The organism is Bacillus sp. 37MA (genome assembly GCF_000372765.1).
In the GTDB taxonomy this organism is placed as follows: Bacteria; Bacillota; Bacilli; order Bacillales; family Domibacillaceae; genus Domibacillus; species Domibacillus aminovorans.
Window position 1 is genome coordinate 70816 of sequence record NZ_KB889752.1, and the last position, 16967, is coordinate 87782.

Sequence of the window (16967 nt, forward strand, 5' to 3'; positions counted from 1 at the left end):
TGATGAAATGGATCAGCTTTGTTTATAAAGGGGTTGAACATTATGGAATCTATAATGACTGGGACAAAACGGTCGTAAACTTAACAGAAATGAATGACGCGCCGAAAACGCTGAGAGAAGCAATTGGCCAGCCCGAATTTATGAAAGCGGCTGTGGATTTTTCTACTACATCAAAAGGAATAAAAGCATTAGAAGTTGAATGGCTGGCACCGATCCCAAGGCCAGCGAAAAATATTTTCTGTGTTGGGAAAAATTATCGAGATCATGCGGTTGAAATGAGCGGAGAAGCAAGTATTCCGGAACACCCGATCATTTTCACAAAAGCACCGACAACGGTATCAGCACAAAATGCGCTAATTCCAGCATATGAATCATTGACGGATTCGCTTGATTATGAAGGTGAATTGGCGGTCATTATCGGTAAAAAAGGAAAAGAGATTGACCGTGAAGATGCGTTTGACTACATTTTTGGCTATACCGTTTTAAATGATGTGACAGCACGCAACATTCAAAATCGCCATCACCAGTTTTTCCTTGGAAAAAGCTTAGATGCAACGTGTCCGATGGGGCCATGGATTGTAACAAAAGAGGATATTGAAGATCCACATAACCTGTCGATTGAAACGAGAGTAAACGGAGAAATACGGCAGAAGTCGAATACATCCCAGTTTATTTTTCCGATCGACGAAATCATTCATGTCTTATCAAAAGGTATGACGCTTGAACCGGGTGACATCATCGCCACAGGTACTCCAGCTGGCGTTGGTTATGCAATGAATCCCAAAAGAATGCTGAAAGCAGGCGATTCTGTTGACATTACAATTGAAGGTGTCGGTACTTTGACAAATAAAGTACAGTGATTATGTGGTAAGATAATAGTGCAAAAAGGAGGGGGAAAATTATGGACTTTTTAACATCATCAACACATGTGCACATTACAACATGGGTCGTAGCCGTTGTTTTGTTTTTTATCGCACTAGGCAAACCATCTAAAGGTTTGCATATGGCGCTGCGCCTGTTTTATGTGCTCATCTTGATCACAGGGTTCATGTTGTTTGTGACATTTGACAGCTTAAATCCGATGCTTTATGGATTTAAAATGCTCGGTGGAATTTTAACGATCGGTTTAATGGAAATGACGCTTGTCCGCAAAAAGAAAGGCAAAGGGGCAGGCGGCGTGTTAGTTGGGGCCGTTCTTTTGCTTCTTATCACAATTATTCTAGGGTTTGCACTTCCAGGAATCGCTTAAAAGTAGATTCCTTATTTCGACGAAAAAAGCTGCGCGGTTATTTAATAGCGCAGCTTTTTTGTTATAATAAAAGAAAAGGAGCTGATCAAGTGTTACCTGTTTTATTATGGCTGCTTGTATTCGTTTTGTTTATATACACGGTGCGGGCTGTGTCGATTCATATGACAAGGTCTGAAACGTTGATCTCTTCAGAACCTTTTCCAACTGAAAAAGAACAGACTGACAAATAGCCGTCTTTTCCGAAAAGGAAGAGGCGTTTTTTGTCCGTTTCTTGAACAATCTCAACATTGTTTGACGCAAAGTAGTAAAAAGCGTACTCTAAAGGTTAGCATAACCACTTTGACGCAGGGGGAAAAGGCAGTGAAAAGACAATTATTTTCGCTCGTCATGATCCCGCTTCTCCTTTTTTCTGGAAGCACCGTTTTAGCGGAAGAAAAAAGTGAGGAATGGCATGATGAAACGATGTATTTTTTAATGACAGACCGTTTTATGAATGGTGATCCTACGAATAATGCGCAAGTAAACAATGAAGATCCATCCGCTTATCAAGGTGGAGATTTCAAAGGTGTAGAAGACCAGCTTGATTATTTACAGGAACTGGGGATCACATCGATTGTCATGTCGCCTGTTTTTGAAAATGAGGCAGGGGCCTATCATGGCTACAGTGTGACGGATTACAGCAAGATGAATGAGCAGTTCGGATCGAAAAAAGAACTGCAGCGTCTCGTAAAAAAGGCGCATGAGCTGGATATTCGGGTTCTTGTTGATTTCCCAGCAACACGTGTGAGCACGGAGCATGTGTGGGCAGGTGATCCAGCTAAAGAGGATTGGTTCACATCGCTCTCAAGCGCACAGGAGCCGAATTGGCTTGGAAACATGGCTGAGATTAATACAGCGAATGTAGATGTGCAAAATGCGCTGATTAATGTAGCGGTCGAGCTTGCCGATGATACAGGCATTGACGGGTACTTTTTCAGCAATGCATCTGGTGCCGCTCCTTCTTTCTGGACAGCATTTGACGAGAAATTGCCGGCCCTTCACTTAATTGGTGAAATGAATGATGTGACGCCCGAAGAAGCGGCTGCTTATGAAGAAGCAGGTCTTGATTCGGTGACAGCTGCATGGATGCAGGAGCCGCTTCGCAAGCAGTTTGCGACGGTTGACCGTTCTTCAGAAGAAGTGAAAGCGCTGCTGCTTAAAGAGCAGAATGTGTTCAAAGATCCTTTGGAGATCATTCATATGGCAGATTCTGCGTTAACAGACCGATTTACGCTTGATATGGCGAATGAGAACATGTTCCCTGGCGCTCGCTGGAAAATGGCGCTGACGTATATGTATACGACACCGGGGACGCCGGCTGTTTTTTACGGTTCAGAAATTGCACAAAATGGAGAGTCTGGTGTTGATGCACACGGATTAATGAATTTTCGGACGGATCAGGAACTTGCTGACTACATAAAGCAAATTGCTAAACTGCGTGCCGATTTGCCGGCGCTGCGGCAAGGGTCGTACGAGCCTCTTTATGAAAAAGAGGGCCTATCCGTTTTTAAACGGGAATATGAAAATGAAACGTTGATTGTTGCGATTAATAATACAGGAGAAACACAAAAAGTAACGATACCTGTAGATGAACTTGATCCTGAAAAAGAATTGAGCGGACTGTTAGCGGGTGATATGTCACGTGCTGCGGACGGGGAGTTCACCATTATTTTAGACCGTGAAGAAGCGGAAGTTTATGCGCTTACGGAAAAAACAGGGATCAACTATGCATTTATTGGTGCAATGATCATCGTTTATGTAACCTTTATGATTTTCCTTTATATCGTCTGGAAACGTGGAAAACGTGCAGCAGGTAAGGAATAAACAAAAGAGCTGTCCCAAAAGTCAGTGAATAACTGACCTAGGACAGCTCTATTTTTTTGTTTGAAAAAGATAGATTAGTGTTGCTTATGGAACGCTATGGCCCATGGAACTTTGCAAAATAGCAAACCACTGATCATGATTGAGTGATAGATCAAGTGATTTTACAGCAGCGTCAATCCGTTCTTTTTTGCTGGAACCAATAATCGGCATAATCTGTGCTGGATGACGAATGAGCCATGCATAAAGGACTTCGTCTATTCTATCTGCACCGATTTCATGGCCGACTTCTTGAAGTGTTTGACGAAGTCTGATGGCTTTTTCATCGGTACCGTTAAAAATAGAACCGCCTGCAAGCGGAGACCAAGCCATTGGCGCGATTCGTTTTTCCTGGCACAAATTAAGTGTGCCGTCTTCGAAGTTTTCAAGATGATAGGCAGATAATTCTAACTGATTCGTTACGAGCGGAAACGTCATGTGTGATTCAAGCATCCGCCATTGATGATCTTTAAAGTTGGACACACCAAAATGGCGTACTTTACCTGTTTCTTTTAACCGAACGAATGCATCCGCTGTTTCATGAGGGTCCATAAACGGATCCGGTCGATGAATAAGCAGCAAATCAATGTAATCGGTTCGCAAGTTACGCAATGATTGCTCAACCGACGCGATAATATGCGGTTTCGTGGTATTGTAATGCTTAGGGCGCTGTTCAGACGGCAAAACGATGCCGCATTTCGTGACGAGTTCCATTTGATAACGCAATGAAGGTTTTTCATTTAGTGCGTCGCCAAATAGCGTTTCACATGTATAGCCTCCATAAATATCAGCATGATCGAATGTTGTAATCCCGCGCTCCATTGCGTGTTCAATTAAATCAAGTGTTTTTTTAGTAGAATATTGCCAGTCGGCAAGTCGCCATGATCCGTGAATGAATCGGGAAAATGACAGGTCATCTGTTAATTGAATGCGTTCCATCATAACCATCCTTGTTTATTCAGTTTAAACGTGTATGTTTAGTGATAACCGTTCTTCTAGAAAAAGGGCGATGCCGTCGTCTTCATTTGAAGCGGTCGTTTCATTCGCAATCGATTTTAATTCCTTAATCCCGTTGCCCATTGCGACCCCGATGCCGGCAAAATCGATCATTTCTAAGTCATTGTCTTCATCACCGAAAGCAATAATGCGTTCGGGCGGAATGCCGATCCAGTCGGAAATGCGCTTTAAGCCGACTGCTTTGCTCATGCCGCTTTTGACGATTTCAATAACGTGCCAAGGAGCTGCCCAACGCCGGTGATCGATCACTTCGGCATGAACATCGCTTAAATGCCGTCGTATTTCTGGCACCTGTTCTTCTGTCGCATGAATGAGCATACTTGTTGGATGATCAGTCAGCATGTTGCGCAAATCACCGCATGTAATGCCGGCGCTGCCCATTTCAAATACATCGATGAGTTTTTCATCGTGATAGTGAAAATAGACATCATCGAGTACTTCAGCGATGATATTATGAAAAGTGAACGATTGACATGCTTCAACGATATCGATTGCTGTTTTTAACTCCATCGGCTCATGAAACATCCCCCATTTGGCATTGCCAGGATGGTGAACGAATGCACCATTAAAGTTGACGATCGGTGTTTTTAATCCGAGCTCGCTGTAGTATGGTACACTGGAGCGAAATGGGCGGCCCGTTGCAATCATTACTTCGTGGCCTTGCTCCATTGCCGCATGGATCGCTTGCTTCGTTCGGAAAGAGATCGTTTTTTCATCCGTCAATAACGTTCCATCGAGATCAAGTACAATTAAATGTTTTTCCATTCTGCATCTCTCTCTCCTTTTTCTGTTTCTCCTTTTAAGTGTAGAGGGTAGGGCCCTTATTTGTAAAGAGGCAGGCTTTTTGTTTATTTATATGTTTGTCTGTTATGATAAGAAGAGATGAGAAAAGGAAGGAGTGTTTTTTAACATGGATCAAGATTTAAAAGAAAATATTATGGGTGCGCTTGAGCAGGTTGTCGATCCGGAACTCGGTATTGACATCGTCAACCTTGGGCTCGTCTATGACGCCGATATGGACGCGGAAGGAAAAACAACAATTACGATGACATTGACGTCAATGGGCTGTCCACTTGCCGGCGTTATCGTCGATCAAGTGAAAGCAGCGCTTGCCGATATTCCAGAAGTGAAAGAAGTGGAAACGAACATTGTGTGGACGCCGACATGGTCACGCGACATGATGTCACGCTATGCAAAAATTGCATTAGGCATTCAATAAAAAAAGATGGAGGACTCCGATACCTGGGGACCCTCCATCTTTTTTAATCAATTTGGCACATATCAATCGGACAGTTTTCACAGTTCACTTCCTGTTTTAAATAATCAATGTCGCATAATATGATACGGTTACGCTTCATTTTAATGATGCCTTCTTTTCTCAGTTCCGAAAGCAGCCGATTGACGACTTCACGCGACGTGCCGCATAAGTTCGCCATTTCTTGGTTCGTCAGCGACACATTTAGTCGTAGACCATCTTCTGTTTTTTCCCCAAACGTGTTGCCCATCCGGATCAGCGTTGAATAAACACCGCCTTTTTTTCCGTTCAAGACGAGATCTCGGAGCTTTGACTGCGTCCGTAAATGGTGGTTATGCGTATAGCGAAGCCACTGCACCATTAATTCCGTTTTCGATGACAACGCCGATTCTAGTTTCCGTCGGGGGATGACAAGTGCTTCACCAGATTCGATGGCTCTGGCATTCATTGTATAATTCGCATCTTCTTCAAACAGTGCCATTTCAATTAGCATATCCATTGCTTTTGAAATCCGAATGGTTAATTCACGACCATCGGGTATAACTTTGCCAATCTGTATTTTGCCGGACTGCAGCCAGAAAATGTTAGATGCCGCTTCCCCTTCTTGAAACAAGTAAGTGCCTTTTTTAAACGAAAACACATGTTGCTCTTCTGTAAATAAAGCTTCCAGTGTATGTAAAAGCGACGGATCAAATACCACTCGCTTCCCACCTCCTTATCTCTTATTGTAAAGGTGTTAAGTGTGCATAACAACTAGTTATTTTCGAGTATGAACTACCCGCCACTTACGAAAGAAACGCATTTTCGTTGAAGTGGGGGATTCTTGAGAACACCAACGTCACCATATGTTTGAAGATGGGGATATTCTCGCCTGAAAAGCCGATAAAATAAAGTTAATCACACCGTTTTCTTTGCGAAAAAAAAAGGAATAAATTAAAATGAATAAAAGGTCAAAAAAGGTCAAGGAGGTTTTGGGATGAAGATGGACAACATGACATATACGATGCAGGAAGCACTTGCCGCAGCTCAGCAAAGCGCTGTTGAACGAAACCATTCTGATGTGGATACCGTGCACATGATGATAGCACTCGCATCAAAAGAAGATGGACTGTTCAGCCGAATTCTCGAGCGGGCAGGAATGAAAAGAGCTGTGTTGCTCCGCGTTTTGCAGCAAGCGATTCAAACAAAGCCGGTCGTTTCTGGAGACGCGCAGTACGGTGCTTATTTATCAAGTGGATTGAACACATGGTTTCAAAAAGCGACAAGCATTCAAAAAGAGTTCGATGATGCGTATTTATCCGTTGAACATATGACAGCGACGATTTTTTCAGCAGGCAAAGTGATTGCAGACGTTTTAAAAAAAGAACACGTGACAGAAAAGGCCATCTTAAACGCCATTCATGAGATTAGGGGGAATGAAAAAGTGACGACACAAAATCCAGAAGCAGGCTATGAAGCACTAGCAAAATACGGACGTGATTTAGTCGAAGAAGTACGCGCGGGGAAAATTGATCCAGTCATTGGCCGTGATGATGAAATCCGGCATGTGATTCGGATTTTATCGCGGAAAACGAAAAACAATCCAGTATTAATTGGAGAACCGGGAACAGGAAAGACTGCTATTGTAGAAGGGCTAGCTTGGCGAATTGTTCGCAAAGATGTACCAGACGGCTTGAAAGATAAAACGATTTTTTCGCTTGACATGAGTTCGCTCATTGCTGGTGCCAAATTTCGTGGGGAGTTTGAAGAACGGTTACAAGCCGTGTTGAATGAAGTAAAGAAAAGCGAAGGCAATATTTTATTATTTATTGATGAAATTCATACAATTGTCGGTGCAGGGAAAACAGAAGGATCGATGGATGCGGGTAATATGCTTAAGCCAATGCTCGCACGGGGTGAACTTCATTGCATTGGTGCGACGACGCTCGATGAACATCGCCAATACATTGAAAAAGATCCGGCGCTGGAGCGACGTTTTCAGCCTGTACTCGTGTCAGAACCGACGATTGAAGATACAATTTCGATATTGCGTGGCTTGAAAGAACGGTTTGAAATTCATCATGGCGTAAACATTCACGACCGGGCGCTCGTTGCAGCTGCCACATTGTCCAATCGCTACATTACAGACCGTTTTTTACCGGACAAAGCAATTGACTTGATGGATGAAGCATGTGCGATGATCCGGACGGAAATTGATTCAATGCCGACTGAACTTGATGCCGTGATGAGACGTGTTATGCAGCTAGAAATTGAAGAAGCAGCGCTACGAAAAGAAAAAGATGCGGAAAGTGCTGCGCGTCTTGTTCACATTCAAAAAGAATTATCCAACTTAAAGGAACAGGCAGATACTATGAAAGCCCAATGGATGGGTGAAAAAGAAGCGATTATGCATGTAAAAGAGAAGCGGGGCGAACTCGATCGTCTGCGTCGTGAACTGGAAGATGCAGAAAGCCGTTATGATTTAAATCGAGCAGCTGAGCTGCGCCATGGACAAATTCCGGCTGTAGAGAAAGAATTAGTCGACTTGGAAGCGGGCGCTGCGGATGAAAAAGAGAACCGGCTCCTTCGTGAAGAAGTAACAGAAGAAGAAATTGCATCGATTGTGGCGCGCTGGACAGGCATTCCAGTAACGAAATTGGTGGAAGGCGAGCGTGAAAAATTATTGCGTCTTGAAGACATTTTACACGAGCGGGTGATTGGACAGGATGAAGCTGTATCACTTGTCAGTGATGCGGTACTGCGGGCACGAGCGGGTATTAAAGATCCGAATCGTCCAATCGGCTCTTTCTTATTTCTCGGACCAACCGGTGTCGGGAAAACGGAGTTGGCGAAGACGCTTGCCGATGTGCTGTTTGACAGTGAAGAGCAGATGATTCGTCTTGATATGTCTGAGTACATGGAGAAACATTCCGTGTCAAGGCTTGTTGGAGCGCCTCCAGGGTATGTCGGGTATGAAGAAGGCGGTCAGCTGACAGAAGCGATTCGCCGTCGGCCATATTCTGTCGTACTGCTGGATGAAGTGGAGAAAGCGCATCCGGATGTGTTTAATATTTTGCTGCAAATACTGGATGATGGCCGGATTACCGATTCACAAGGACGCATGGTTGACTGTAAAAATACAGTGTTCATTATGACGTCTAATATAGGGTCGTCTCATTTGCTTGAAATGGGAAGCGAAGGAGAAATTCCGGAAGAAGCAAAAAATAATGTGATGATGCAGCTGCGTGCTCATTTCCGGCCGGAGTTTTTGAACCGGGTCGATGATATCGTGCTATTTAAACCACTTACACGTGATAATTTAAAAGACATTGCAAGTAAAATTTTGATAGGATTGGATGAACGTCTGGCAGATCGGGGAATTACCCTTTCTGTTACGGATGAGGCAAAAGATATCATTGTAGAAGAAGGCTATGATCCAGTCTTCGGTGCCCGCCCGTTGAAACGATTCATTCAACGGCAAATTGAAACAAAAGTAGCCCGTTCGATTATTGCCGGTGAGATTTTGCCAGGTGCAACGGCGGTCGTCGATGTAAAAGAGGGTGAACTCGTCGTTAGGAAGTGAGCGATCACAAAACGGTGTGAGTGGTCAGAAACAACATTCAATAAGACAAAAAAACAGTGCCGTATTATGGACGGCACTGTTTTTTCTTATTTTTCCGTTTGTGCATCTTTTTTGCCGAGTTCATACGCTTCTTGCATGACGTTCATAAATAAGCCAAAAAAGGGCTCTGCCATTGCAGGAGAAAACTCGATACCGGCTTCTTTCATTTTTTCCTGTGCATTTGGTAAATAGTTCATCGCAATTTGCATAAATTCCATCTGTTTGTTATCCATCATATTATCTCCCTTTTTATCCAGGCTATTGCCTAGTTTCTATTCTTTTTATTTTACTGCAAAAATCGTCAAGAAAAAGAAAAACTTTTTTATGCCGCCGATCCCGTAATATGCTAAGATTATAAACAGAGTACATAAATGTAAGGTGAAGGAGGTTTACACGTGCAATATATTATGACATTTGTTTGGACACTTTTCTTGTCTGAAATGGTTGTATACGTTGTGTCATCGATGAACGGTGCTCCGTTTCATGCTGAAACAGGCGTTCTGGTCGCCGTTGTCGTTACGATTTTGTTGTTCATTTTGACAGCTCTAATTCCAAACGATCCTATTGAGAAACATTGATACATGAAAGCGGGTTCCTAGTAATAGGAGTCCGCTTTCATTTTTTTAGTTGCAATCATGAATTGTTTTCAGTAAAATTAGGACCAAGTCTTAATAATTGATATTACTAATGTATGTGAAAGAGGGTGCGTTTTGATGAACGCTGGAATATGGGGAATGGGCAGATATATTCCCGAAAATGTGTTAACGAATGCGGATTTGGAAAAAAAGATGGATACGTCAGATGAATGGATTCGCACGCGTACAGGGATTGAAGAACGCCGTATTGCTGGAGATGATATCGACACATCCTATATGGCGATGAAAGCAGCGGAAAAAGCAATTGAGAACGCAGGAATTCATCCAGAAGAAATTGATCTCATTATTACGGCAACGGTGACACCCGATTATCGTTTTCCTTCTGTATCATGCTTGATTCAACACGAAATCGGTGCGGTGAATGCAGCAGCGATGGATATAAGTGCGGCGTGTGCCGGGTTTATGTACGCTATCGTTACAGGGAAACAGTTTGTGGAAACAGGCACGTATAAACATATTCTCGTCATTGGTGCAGAAAAACTGTCAAAATCCGTTGATTGGGAAGACCGTAATACAGCCGTTTTATTCGGAGATGGTGCTGGAGCGGCCATTCTTGGTCCAGTTGCAGATGGACGGGGTATCCTTTCATTTGAGCTCGGTGCAGATGGACGGGGCGCCAAGCATTTATATCAGGATGAATATGTCAAGATGAATGGACGTGAAGTGTTTAAATTTGCCGTCCGTCAAATGGGTGAATCAGCGATTAACGTGCTCGAAAAAGCGGGTTTAACAAAAGATGATGTTGATTTTTTAATGCCCCATCAGGCAAACATTCGCATTATGGAATCATCCCGCGAACGTCTCGGGCTGTCGCCGGAAAAAATGTCGGTAACGATCAATCAATTTGGTAATACATCATCTGCATCGATTCCGATCACGTTTGTAGAAGAATTGGAGAAGGGAAAGATTAAAGAAGATGATGTCATCGTGATGGTCGGTTTTGGCGGAGGATTAACATGGGGCGCTATCGCAATGAAGTGGGGACGCTAATAGCAGATTACAATAAAGAGGTGGAAAACGTGGAAAAGCGAAGAGTAGTCATTACCGGTCTTGGCATTGTCTCACCGGTTGGAAGTACAATAGAAGAAGCATGGGCCAGTGTCACAACAGGAAAAAGTGGTGTGAAGCCGTTAACCCGGTTGAATGCAGATGATTATCCCACAAAAGTGGCGGCAGAAATTAGAGACTTTGACCCTGAACAATTTATGGAGAAAAAAGATGCACGTAAAATGGACCGTTTCACTCAATATGCCGTTGCAGCAGCGAAAATGGCGATCGCGGATGCAAACCTTGATATTAATGATGAAAATGCATCACGTATCGGTGTCTGGATCGGTTCGGGTATTGGTGGAATGGAAACATTTGAAAACCAATACAGAATATTTTTAGAGCGCGGCTACCGCCGGGTCAGTCCGTTTTTTGTGCCGATGATTATTCCAGATATGGCAGCAGGGCAAGTATCCATTTATTTAGGTGCAAAAGGAGTAAACTCATGTACCGTAACCGCATGTGCAACGGGTACAAACTCCATAGGAGATGCATTTAAAGTGATTCAACGCGGCGATGCAGATGCGATGATTTCAGGTGGTGCAGAAGCTCCGATTACCCAAATGTCCGTAGCTGGTTTCTGTGCGAATACGGCGCTTTCAAACAATCCGGATCCAGCAACAGCAAGCCGTCCTTTCGATTCGAACCGTGATGGGTTTGTCATCGGTGAAGGAGCAGGTATTGTCGTTCTTGAAGAATTGGAGCATGCGAAAAAACGTGGTGCGACTATTTATGCGGAAATCGTGGGATATGGTTCGACAGGTGATGCTTATCATATTACAGCGCCTGCGCCGGAAGGTGAGGGTGGAGCACGTGCTATGCAAATAGCCATTGATGATGCAGGATTTGCACCAGAAGACATTGATTATATCAATGCACACGGTACAAGTACACCGTACAATGATAAGTTCGAAACGGCTGCCATTAAAACGGTTTTCGGCGACCATGCACGAAAACTGTCGATTAGCTCTACGAAATCAATGACGGGTCATATGCTTGGTGCAGCAGGTGGGGTAGAAGCGATATTCACCGCGCTGACTATTAAAAATGATCTTGTACCGCCAACCATTAATTTAGTCAATCCAGATCCAGAATGTGATCTTGATTACGTGCCGAATGAAGCACGAAAGCAAGAAGTTCGTTCTGCGCTCAGCAATTCACTCGGATTTGGCGGTCACAATGCAACGATCGTGTTAACCGAATATAACGATTAATCCTAAAACAGGCCGCGGCCTGTTTTTTTTGCTTCGATGCTGCATATACATACAGGACAAGCAGCGGGGATGTGATCAGATGCGATTCACGATCTTTTTAACAGGATTCGGCTTTGCTGTTGCTGGCGGTGTTAGTTTTATTATGTATTTCAATTTGCTTGCAGCGGGCATGACATGGACAGATTATTTATCTTTCACAATCAGTAGACCAGAATGTTATTTATTTTTCCTTGGCTGGGTACTCATTATTTTGGGGTTGAAGGAATAAATTAACGGAAACGTGACGATAATGAACCCATAATAAGGAGTTCAAGGAGGAATTTGATGCTATACCTTCATGATGTATGGGTCAACTGGTTTGAAGGAGAAGAAAACGGATGCAATGTATGTTTTTTTCATGAGTGGCGTAAAGATGACGGCATGGTGATGTTGGATCAAGTCCCTGTATTGATTGTGAGGAAATCAGCCATGGATTATATGGAGAATTCCCTAGGTGAGCTACCGGATGATTTATTGAAGAAAATTGAAAGCAAAGCATTTATTCGAAAAGGCAGTAAGGTGGAAATGTTGGAATACTGTTTTATTGCTTCAGACGGAGAACGGATGATGGCGATTGAGACGATGGGGTACCGTGTACCTGTGAAAAAAAGCCGACTTATGCCACAGCATGAACTAATTGTCCGTGAAATGGCGGACTGTCATGCAGCAGAACCATTTTATTTTCCGGAAATGAATGAGAAAACATACAGCTTAATTGAGCCAGCACCCGAATGGATGATCGGACTGACACGGAAAGAACGGCAGTTAAAGCAGTTGTTATTACTTGCCATTGATCAGCTCATTGAATCAGAAAATGAGCCAGAATTAAAGTATTGGCTGACGGAATGGATGCCGGATCGTTATGAAGAGATTCGAGAAATGGATTGGGATATGGCAGCGAGTACATTTAGCGAAGCAGTAAAAATTGGATGGAGCTCACGACATGAACAAATATGCGGTCAAATTATTAAAGGGCGTCCATTTTTTGAGAAAATGTATGAGCATGAGATGGGTGTCGCCACGTGAAAGAAATCCCGCCAAACTGATTGGCGGGATTTCTTTTTTATTTTCGCTTACGGCCGAGGCCCATTGCATTTTCCATTTTCTTAAGCGTTCTGCCTGCTGTACGACGCGCTTTTTCTGCACCTTCATCAAGAATACGGTCCAGTTCATCTGAGTTAATAAGCTCATGATAACGGGATTGAATGGGAGCGAGATTTCGGATAATGACGTCTGCCACTTCTTGTTTGAAATCCCCGTACCCTTTTCCATCAAACCGCTTTTCGACGTCCGCAACCGGTACACCTTCAAAAGCAGCACAAATGGACAGCAAGTTGGAAACACCTGGTTTGTTTTCTTTATCATATTTCACGATACCATCTGAATCTGTGACCGCACTTTTCACTTTTTTCTCAATTTGTTTTGGATCATCGAGAAGTGTAATGAATGCTTTTTGATTCGGGTCAGACTTGCTCATTTTTTTCGTCGGTTCCTGTAAAGACATGATGCGCGCACCTTCTTTTGGAATACGCACTTCAGGAATCGTGAAAATATCATTGTATTTCTTGTTGAAACGTTCCGCTAAATCTCGCGTTAATTCTAAATGCTGCTTTTGATCTTCGCCAACCGGCACAATATCTGTATCATAGAGCAAAATATCGGCAGCCATCAGTGGCGGATAAGTAAGGAGACCTGCTGAGACCGCTTCTTTGCCTGCTGATTTGTCTTTAAACTGTGTCATTCGCTCAAGCTCACCAATGTAGGCAACACACTGCAGCATCCATCCTGCCTGCGCGTGTGCGGGCACTTCGGATTGAATGAACAATGTTGCTTTTGTTGGGTCAAGTCCAACGGCGACATAAAGCGCTGCCAGACTGCGAATGTTTTTTCGTAATTCAAGACGATCTTGCTGCACGGTAATGGCATGCTCATCGACAATGCAAAAATAACAATTATAATCATCTTGCAGTTCTACAAACTGTTTTAATGCGCCAATATAATTTCCTATTGTGATCATTCCACTCGGCTGAATACCGGAAAAAATCGTTTTCATCATAAATCAATTCTCACTTCGCTTCATCTTATTATGAGTATGATTATAAACAAAACAGACTGAATATTCAAGGAGTGCTTGATTGTAATCAAATTGTTTAAAGAAGAGCGGAATGAAAAATAGTTTAAAACCATTTACACTTATTTTTAAAAAAATGTTTTTGACGTTTAGTGGACACATTTCTCGGGTATAATCTATTGTGTAGAACAAAACAAATAATTTTTACGATATAATGAAAATCATATTCAATGAATGTCATTTCATGGTATAATACATATGTAGCCGGTTGTTGAGGAGTTTCACTAATTATTTGAAATCTCCATGAACGTTCAATTCCTCAAATTTACAGGTGTAAATTGACAGGTATTATACATTTTAATTAAGGAGTGTGAATGAGGAATGGTTACACTATACACATCACCAAGTTGCACATCTTGCCGTAAAGCGAAAGCATGGCTGGAAGAACATGAAATACCTTACGTGGAACGCAATATCTTCTCTGAACCGCTAAGCATTAACGAAATTAAAGAGATTTTGCGTATGACGGAGGATGGAACAGATGAAATCATTTCAACACGTTCAAAGATTTTTCAAAAATTGGATGTTGATCTTGAAACGCTTCCTCTTCAAGATTTGTTTGAATTGATTCGCCAAAATCCGGGATTGCTTCGCCGTCCGATTATTATGGATGCAAAGCGCTTGCAAGTCGGTTACAATGAAGATGAAATCCGCCGCTTCTTACCACGGAAAGTTCGTACATTCCAGTTGCTTGAAGCACGGCGTATGGTTAACTAATGGAGAGAGAATTCCTGCAATTCATGCAGGGATTTTTTTTGTATAATTCACTTGAATAAATCAAAAAATTCAGATAGAATAAGCGGACAGCCCTCCGATTTTGGAGTCTTTCTATTTTCATTTATGACATGTTTATCATACAATAGAACAAAGGGATGAGGAGTTTGTTTTCCGTACTCCCGACAACCCTCTAAATGGAAGGGAGAGACCGCAATTATGGAAATCGAACGCATTAATGAGAATACGGTGAAGTTTTTCATATCGTATGTTGATATAGAAGAACGGGGCTTTGATCGCGAAGAAATCTGGTACAACCGGGAGCGCAGCGAAGAACTGTTCTGGGATATGATGGAGGAAGTCCATGATGAAGAAGATTTCACAGTGGATGGTCCCCTTTGGATTCAAGTGCATGCACTTGATAAAGGGCTTGAAATTTTAGTAACACAAGCAAACTTAACGAAAGACGGCCAAAAGCTTGAGCTTCCATTCACAAGTGATAAGCTTGATGTAGAAGGACAGATTGAAGACTTGCTTGAAGAGCATTTTGACCGAGCGGAAGAAGATGAACAACCACTTGATTTTGTTCTTTCGTTCCAAGATTTTGAAGATGTCATTACGCTTAGCAATCGTGGCGGTCTCGATCATTTGATCACATCTCTTTACGCACATGAAAACCGCTATTATTTATTTGTTGAATTTGAAGAAGAGCGGTTTGAAGAAAAAGCTATTGACGATGCACTTAGCATTTTGCTTGAATATACGCACGAATCAAGAATGACCATTCATATGCTGCAAGAATACGGAAAATGTGTGATCGATGACAATGTATTTGAAACGGTACGCCAATATTTTTCATAATGGGAGAGCCTTCTGATTCAGGAGGCTTTTTTTGTCGAGCTACGCAGAAAGGGGGGCTTTCGAGTGGGGATTTTGATCATGTATGACGTTTTACTTTATTAAAAAGAATGCCTAATCATGTGTCGAATGATACAGTATGAAAGGAAGTGGTTGTATGCTGGCGGCAGTCGATATAAATGGACAGCCCGTTGTGCTTGCCGGACCTGATGCGAAACAGATGGCATTAAGCTTAAAAAAAATACCTCATTTTTGCCCACAGTGCGGCCGCCCGGTCGTCATTAAAGCGGGAGATGTCAATATTCCACACTTTGCTCACGAAACATACTCTTCCTGTGACTCTTTTTCCGAACATGAATCACCACGTCACCTTGCTGCCAAAATCGATTTATTTAACTGGATAATAAGAACGCATGATGCCATAATGGAAGCGCGTCTGCCCGATGGAACGCAGCGACCTGATATATTATCGGGAACGATTGCCGTTGAATACCAATGTTCAACCATTTCAGCTTCGTTATTCCGAGAACGGACGAAGAAATATATGATGCGTGGTTTAAATCCTTTTTGGATATATGGTGGTCCTTCGATTGAACGAAAAGGGCGATATGTGAAATTAACACCGTTTCAACGGCTTTTTATGCGCTATCATGCACAGCTTGGCTTTTATTTCGTCGCGTATTGTCCAGATTTGAAATTATTTACGATTTACGGACGAATCGTACCGGTAACCATATCGCTCTGTCAGGCGATACGCCTTGATGTGAAAATAGAGGATATGACGTTTCCACCGTCCGCTGTATTTTTAACTGAATTTATGTTTCCACTCGCACCCTTTTTTGATGAAAAACGAAAATGGATCGATCGCTCGCTTTATTATAGCAATGCGCGAAATCATCCGTTTTTTCGGACTGTTTATGAATCAGGTCGAAATCCATATTTATTGTCGGAAGAAATCGGCCTGCCGGTACGAAGTGGCATGGCCATTCGCAATCATGCGGCCGAGTGGCAATTTTATATTGTGCATGACCGTAAAAATGGATCGGTGCAAGAAGCGGCAAACATTATCCGTAGACGTATTCAGAAGGGTCATTTAAAAGAAACAATTATGCCGCTCGCTCCGATGATGACACCGGAACAAGCAGCAGAAGATTACGTAGTGCTTCTTAATGAAATCGGTATAAAAAGAGGGATGGATAGTCAGTCAAGGGGTGGGAAAATACGGAGAGAAGAAGAATTTTGCCTCGCACATGAAAATCGAATTATAGACAGGCTGATTTTTTGAGG

Annotated in this window: 19 protein-coding genes; 14 read left to right on the forward strand and 5 right to left on the reverse strand. The window is 42.7% G+C overall.

What is annotated here, in order from left to right; genetic code table 11:
- Positions 1-2 precede the first annotated feature (2 nt).
- The 4 genes from A3M5_RS0100370 to A3M5_RS0100385 all read left to right on the forward strand — a co-directional run bounded on the left by A3M5_RS0100370 (position 3) and on the right by A3M5_RS0100385 (position 3112).
- On the forward strand, positions 3-860 hold the full coding sequence (locus A3M5_RS0100370; RefSeq protein WP_026221526.1) for a fumarylacetoacetate hydrolase family protein: 858 nt from the start codon (positions 3-5) through the stop codon (positions 858-860).
- A gap of 41 nt (positions 861-901) precedes the next feature.
- Complete coding sequence (locus A3M5_RS0100375) at positions 902-1249, forward strand: DUF1516 family protein (protein WP_018391765.1); 348 nt, start codon at positions 902-904, stop codon at positions 1247-1249.
- Between the two features lie 89 nt (positions 1250-1338).
- The gene (locus tag A3M5_RS25030; RefSeq protein WP_018391766.1) at positions 1339-1479 is read left to right on the forward strand and encodes a hypothetical protein; all 141 of its coding nucleotides are present in this window, start codon (positions 1339-1341) and stop codon (positions 1477-1479) included.
- A 130-nt stretch (positions 1480-1609) separates the two neighbouring features.
- Positions 1610-3112: an alpha-amylase family glycosyl hydrolase gene (locus A3M5_RS0100385; protein ID WP_018391767.1), complete on the forward strand. Its 1503-nt coding sequence runs from the start codon at positions 1610-1612 to the stop codon at positions 3110-3112.
- Positions 3113-3196: 84 nt separating this feature from the next.
- Here A3M5_RS0100385 and A3M5_RS0100390 read toward each other — a convergent pair whose 3' ends face one another.
- Positions 3197-4087, reverse strand: a complete 891-nt coding sequence (locus A3M5_RS0100390) for an aldo/keto reductase (protein ID WP_018391768.1) — start codon at positions 4085-4087, stop codon at positions 3197-3199.
- A gap of 24 nt (positions 4088-4111) precedes the next feature.
- Positions 4112-4930 carry a Cof-type HAD-IIB family hydrolase gene (locus A3M5_RS0100395; RefSeq protein WP_018391769.1) on the reverse strand — a complete coding sequence of 273 codons (819 nt, stop codon included), beginning with the start codon at positions 4928-4930 and terminating at the stop codon, positions 4112-4114.
- A 145-nt stretch (positions 4931-5075) separates the two neighbouring features.
- On the opposite strand from A3M5_RS0100395, the gene A3M5_RS0100400 reads away from it, so the two are divergent.
- Positions 5076-5384: a metal-sulfur cluster assembly factor gene (locus tag A3M5_RS0100400; protein ID WP_018391770.1), complete on the forward strand. Its 309-nt coding sequence runs from the start codon at positions 5076-5078 to the stop codon at positions 5382-5384.
- 43 nt (positions 5385-5427) lie between these two features.
- On the opposite strand, the gene A3M5_RS0100405 is transcribed toward A3M5_RS0100400, so the two are convergent.
- Entirely contained in the window at positions 5428-6120 is a 693-nt protein-coding gene (locus tag A3M5_RS0100405; RefSeq protein ID WP_018391771.1) for a Crp/Fnr family transcriptional regulator, read from the reverse strand.
- A 276-nt stretch (positions 6121-6396) separates the two neighbouring features.
- On the opposite strand from A3M5_RS0100405, the gene clpB reads away from it, so the two are divergent.
- Positions 6397-8982, forward strand: coding sequence for an ATP-dependent chaperone ClpB (clpB, locus tag A3M5_RS0100410; protein ID WP_018391772.1), 2586 nt, complete (start codon positions 6397-6399; stop codon positions 8980-8982).
- Positions 8983-9068: 86 nt separating this feature from the next.
- Here clpB and A3M5_RS0100415 read toward each other — a convergent pair whose 3' ends face one another.
- On the reverse strand, positions 9069-9257 hold the full coding sequence (locus A3M5_RS0100415) for a ComZ family protein (RefSeq protein WP_026221527.1): 189 nt from the start codon (positions 9255-9257) through the stop codon (positions 9069-9071).
- 159 nt (positions 9258-9416) lie between these two features.
- On the opposite strand from A3M5_RS0100415, the gene A3M5_RS0100420 reads away from it, so the two are divergent.
- The 5 genes from A3M5_RS0100420 to A3M5_RS0100440 all read left to right on the forward strand — a co-directional run bounded on the left by A3M5_RS0100420 (position 9417) and on the right by A3M5_RS0100440 (position 13003).
- A complete protein-coding gene (locus A3M5_RS0100420) occupies positions 9417-9599 on the forward strand; it encodes a YjzD family protein (protein ID WP_018391774.1) in 183 nt (60 codons plus the stop codon).
- Positions 9600-9734: 135 nt separating this feature from the next.
- A complete protein-coding gene (locus tag A3M5_RS0100425) occupies positions 9735-10667 on the forward strand; it encodes a beta-ketoacyl-ACP synthase III (protein ID WP_018391775.1) in 933 nt (310 codons plus the stop codon).
- A gap of 29 nt (positions 10668-10696) precedes the next feature.
- On the forward strand, positions 10697-11938 hold the full coding sequence (gene fabF / locus A3M5_RS0100430) for a beta-ketoacyl-ACP synthase II (protein ID WP_026221528.1): 1242 nt from the start codon (positions 10697-10699) through the stop codon (positions 11936-11938).
- Between the two features lie 79 nt (positions 11939-12017).
- Positions 12018-12206 carry a YuzI family membrane protein gene (locus A3M5_RS0100435; protein WP_018391777.1) on the forward strand — a complete coding sequence of 63 codons (189 nt, stop codon included), beginning with the start codon at positions 12018-12020 and terminating at the stop codon, positions 12204-12206.
- Positions 12207-12262: 56 nt separating this feature from the next.
- Positions 12263-13003 carry a DUF3603 family protein gene (locus A3M5_RS0100440; RefSeq protein WP_018391778.1) on the forward strand — a complete coding sequence of 247 codons (741 nt, stop codon included), beginning with the start codon at positions 12263-12265 and terminating at the stop codon, positions 13001-13003.
- A gap of 37 nt (positions 13004-13040) precedes the next feature.
- Here A3M5_RS0100440 and trpS read toward each other — a convergent pair whose 3' ends face one another.
- On the reverse strand, positions 13041-14033 hold the full coding sequence (gene trpS / locus A3M5_RS0100445; protein ID WP_018391779.1) for a tryptophan--tRNA ligase: 993 nt from the start codon (positions 14031-14033) through the stop codon (positions 13041-13043).
- Positions 14034-14429: 396 nt separating this feature from the next.
- Here trpS and spxA point away from each other — a divergent pair, with 396 nt between their 5' ends.
- From spxA to A3M5_RS0100460, 3 genes are all read left to right on the forward strand, one after another.
- Positions 14430-14825 carry a transcriptional regulator SpxA gene (gene spxA, locus A3M5_RS0100450; protein WP_018391780.1) on the forward strand — a complete coding sequence of 132 codons (396 nt, stop codon included), beginning with the start codon at positions 14430-14432 and terminating at the stop codon, positions 14823-14825.
- Positions 14826-15041: 216 nt separating this feature from the next.
- Positions 15042-15683 carry an adaptor protein MecA gene (gene mecA, locus A3M5_RS0100455; RefSeq protein WP_018391781.1) on the forward strand — a complete coding sequence of 214 codons (642 nt, stop codon included), beginning with the start codon at positions 15042-15044 and terminating at the stop codon, positions 15681-15683.
- Between the two features lie 154 nt (positions 15684-15837).
- Positions 15838-16965 (forward strand): competence protein CoiA, encoded by a 1128-nt coding sequence (locus A3M5_RS0100460; protein ID WP_018391782.1) that lies wholly within the window; start codon positions 15838-15840, stop codon positions 16963-16965.
- The last annotated feature ends 2 nt before the right edge of the window (positions 16966-16967 follow it).

Excerpts from the sequence above, each read along its gene's own strand:
- A3M5_RS0100370 (WP_026221526.1), top strand. The coding sequence starts at position 3 with ATGAAATGGATCAGCTTTGTTTATAAAGGGGTTGAACATTATGGAATC.
- A3M5_RS0100375 (WP_018391765.1), top strand. The coding sequence starts at position 902 with ATGGACTTTTTAACATCATCAACACATGTGCACATTACAACATGGGTC.
- A3M5_RS0100390 (WP_018391768.1), bottom strand. The coding sequence starts at position 4,087 with ATGGAACGCATTCAATTAACAGATGACCTGTCATTTTCCCGATTCATT.
- A3M5_RS0100395 (WP_018391769.1), bottom strand. The coding sequence starts at position 4,930 with ATGGAAAAACATTTAATTGTACTTGATCTCGATGGAACGTTATTGACG.
- A3M5_RS0100400 (WP_018391770.1), top strand. The coding sequence starts at position 5,076 with ATGGATCAAGATTTAAAAGAAAATATTATGGGTGCGCTTGAGCAGGTT.
- clpB (WP_018391772.1), top strand. The coding sequence starts at position 6,397 with ATGAAGATGGACAACATGACATATACGATGCAGGAAGCACTTGCCGCA.
- A3M5_RS0100415 (WP_026221527.1), bottom strand. The coding sequence starts at position 9,257 with ATGATGGATAACAAACAGATGGAATTTATGCAAATTGCGATGAACTAT.
- A3M5_RS0100425 (WP_018391775.1), top strand. The coding sequence starts at position 9,735 with ATGAACGCTGGAATATGGGGAATGGGCAGATATATTCCCGAAAATGTG.
- A3M5_RS0100435 (WP_018391777.1), top strand. The coding sequence starts at position 12,018 with ATGCGATTCACGATCTTTTTAACAGGATTCGGCTTTGCTGTTGCTGGC.
- A3M5_RS0100440 (WP_018391778.1), top strand. The coding sequence starts at position 12,263 with ATGCTATACCTTCATGATGTATGGGTCAACTGGTTTGAAGGAGAAGAA.
- trpS (WP_018391779.1), bottom strand. The coding sequence starts at position 14,033 with ATGATGAAAACGATTTTTTCCGGTATTCAGCCGAGTGGAATGATCACA.
- spxA (WP_018391780.1), top strand. The coding sequence starts at position 14,430 with ATGGTTACACTATACACATCACCAAGTTGCACATCTTGCCGTAAAGCG.
- mecA (WP_018391781.1), top strand. The coding sequence starts at position 15,042 with ATGGAAATCGAACGCATTAATGAGAATACGGTGAAGTTTTTCATATCG.
- A3M5_RS0100460 (WP_018391782.1), top strand. The coding sequence starts at position 15,838 with ATGCTGGCGGCAGTCGATATAAATGGACAGCCCGTTGTGCTTGCCGGA.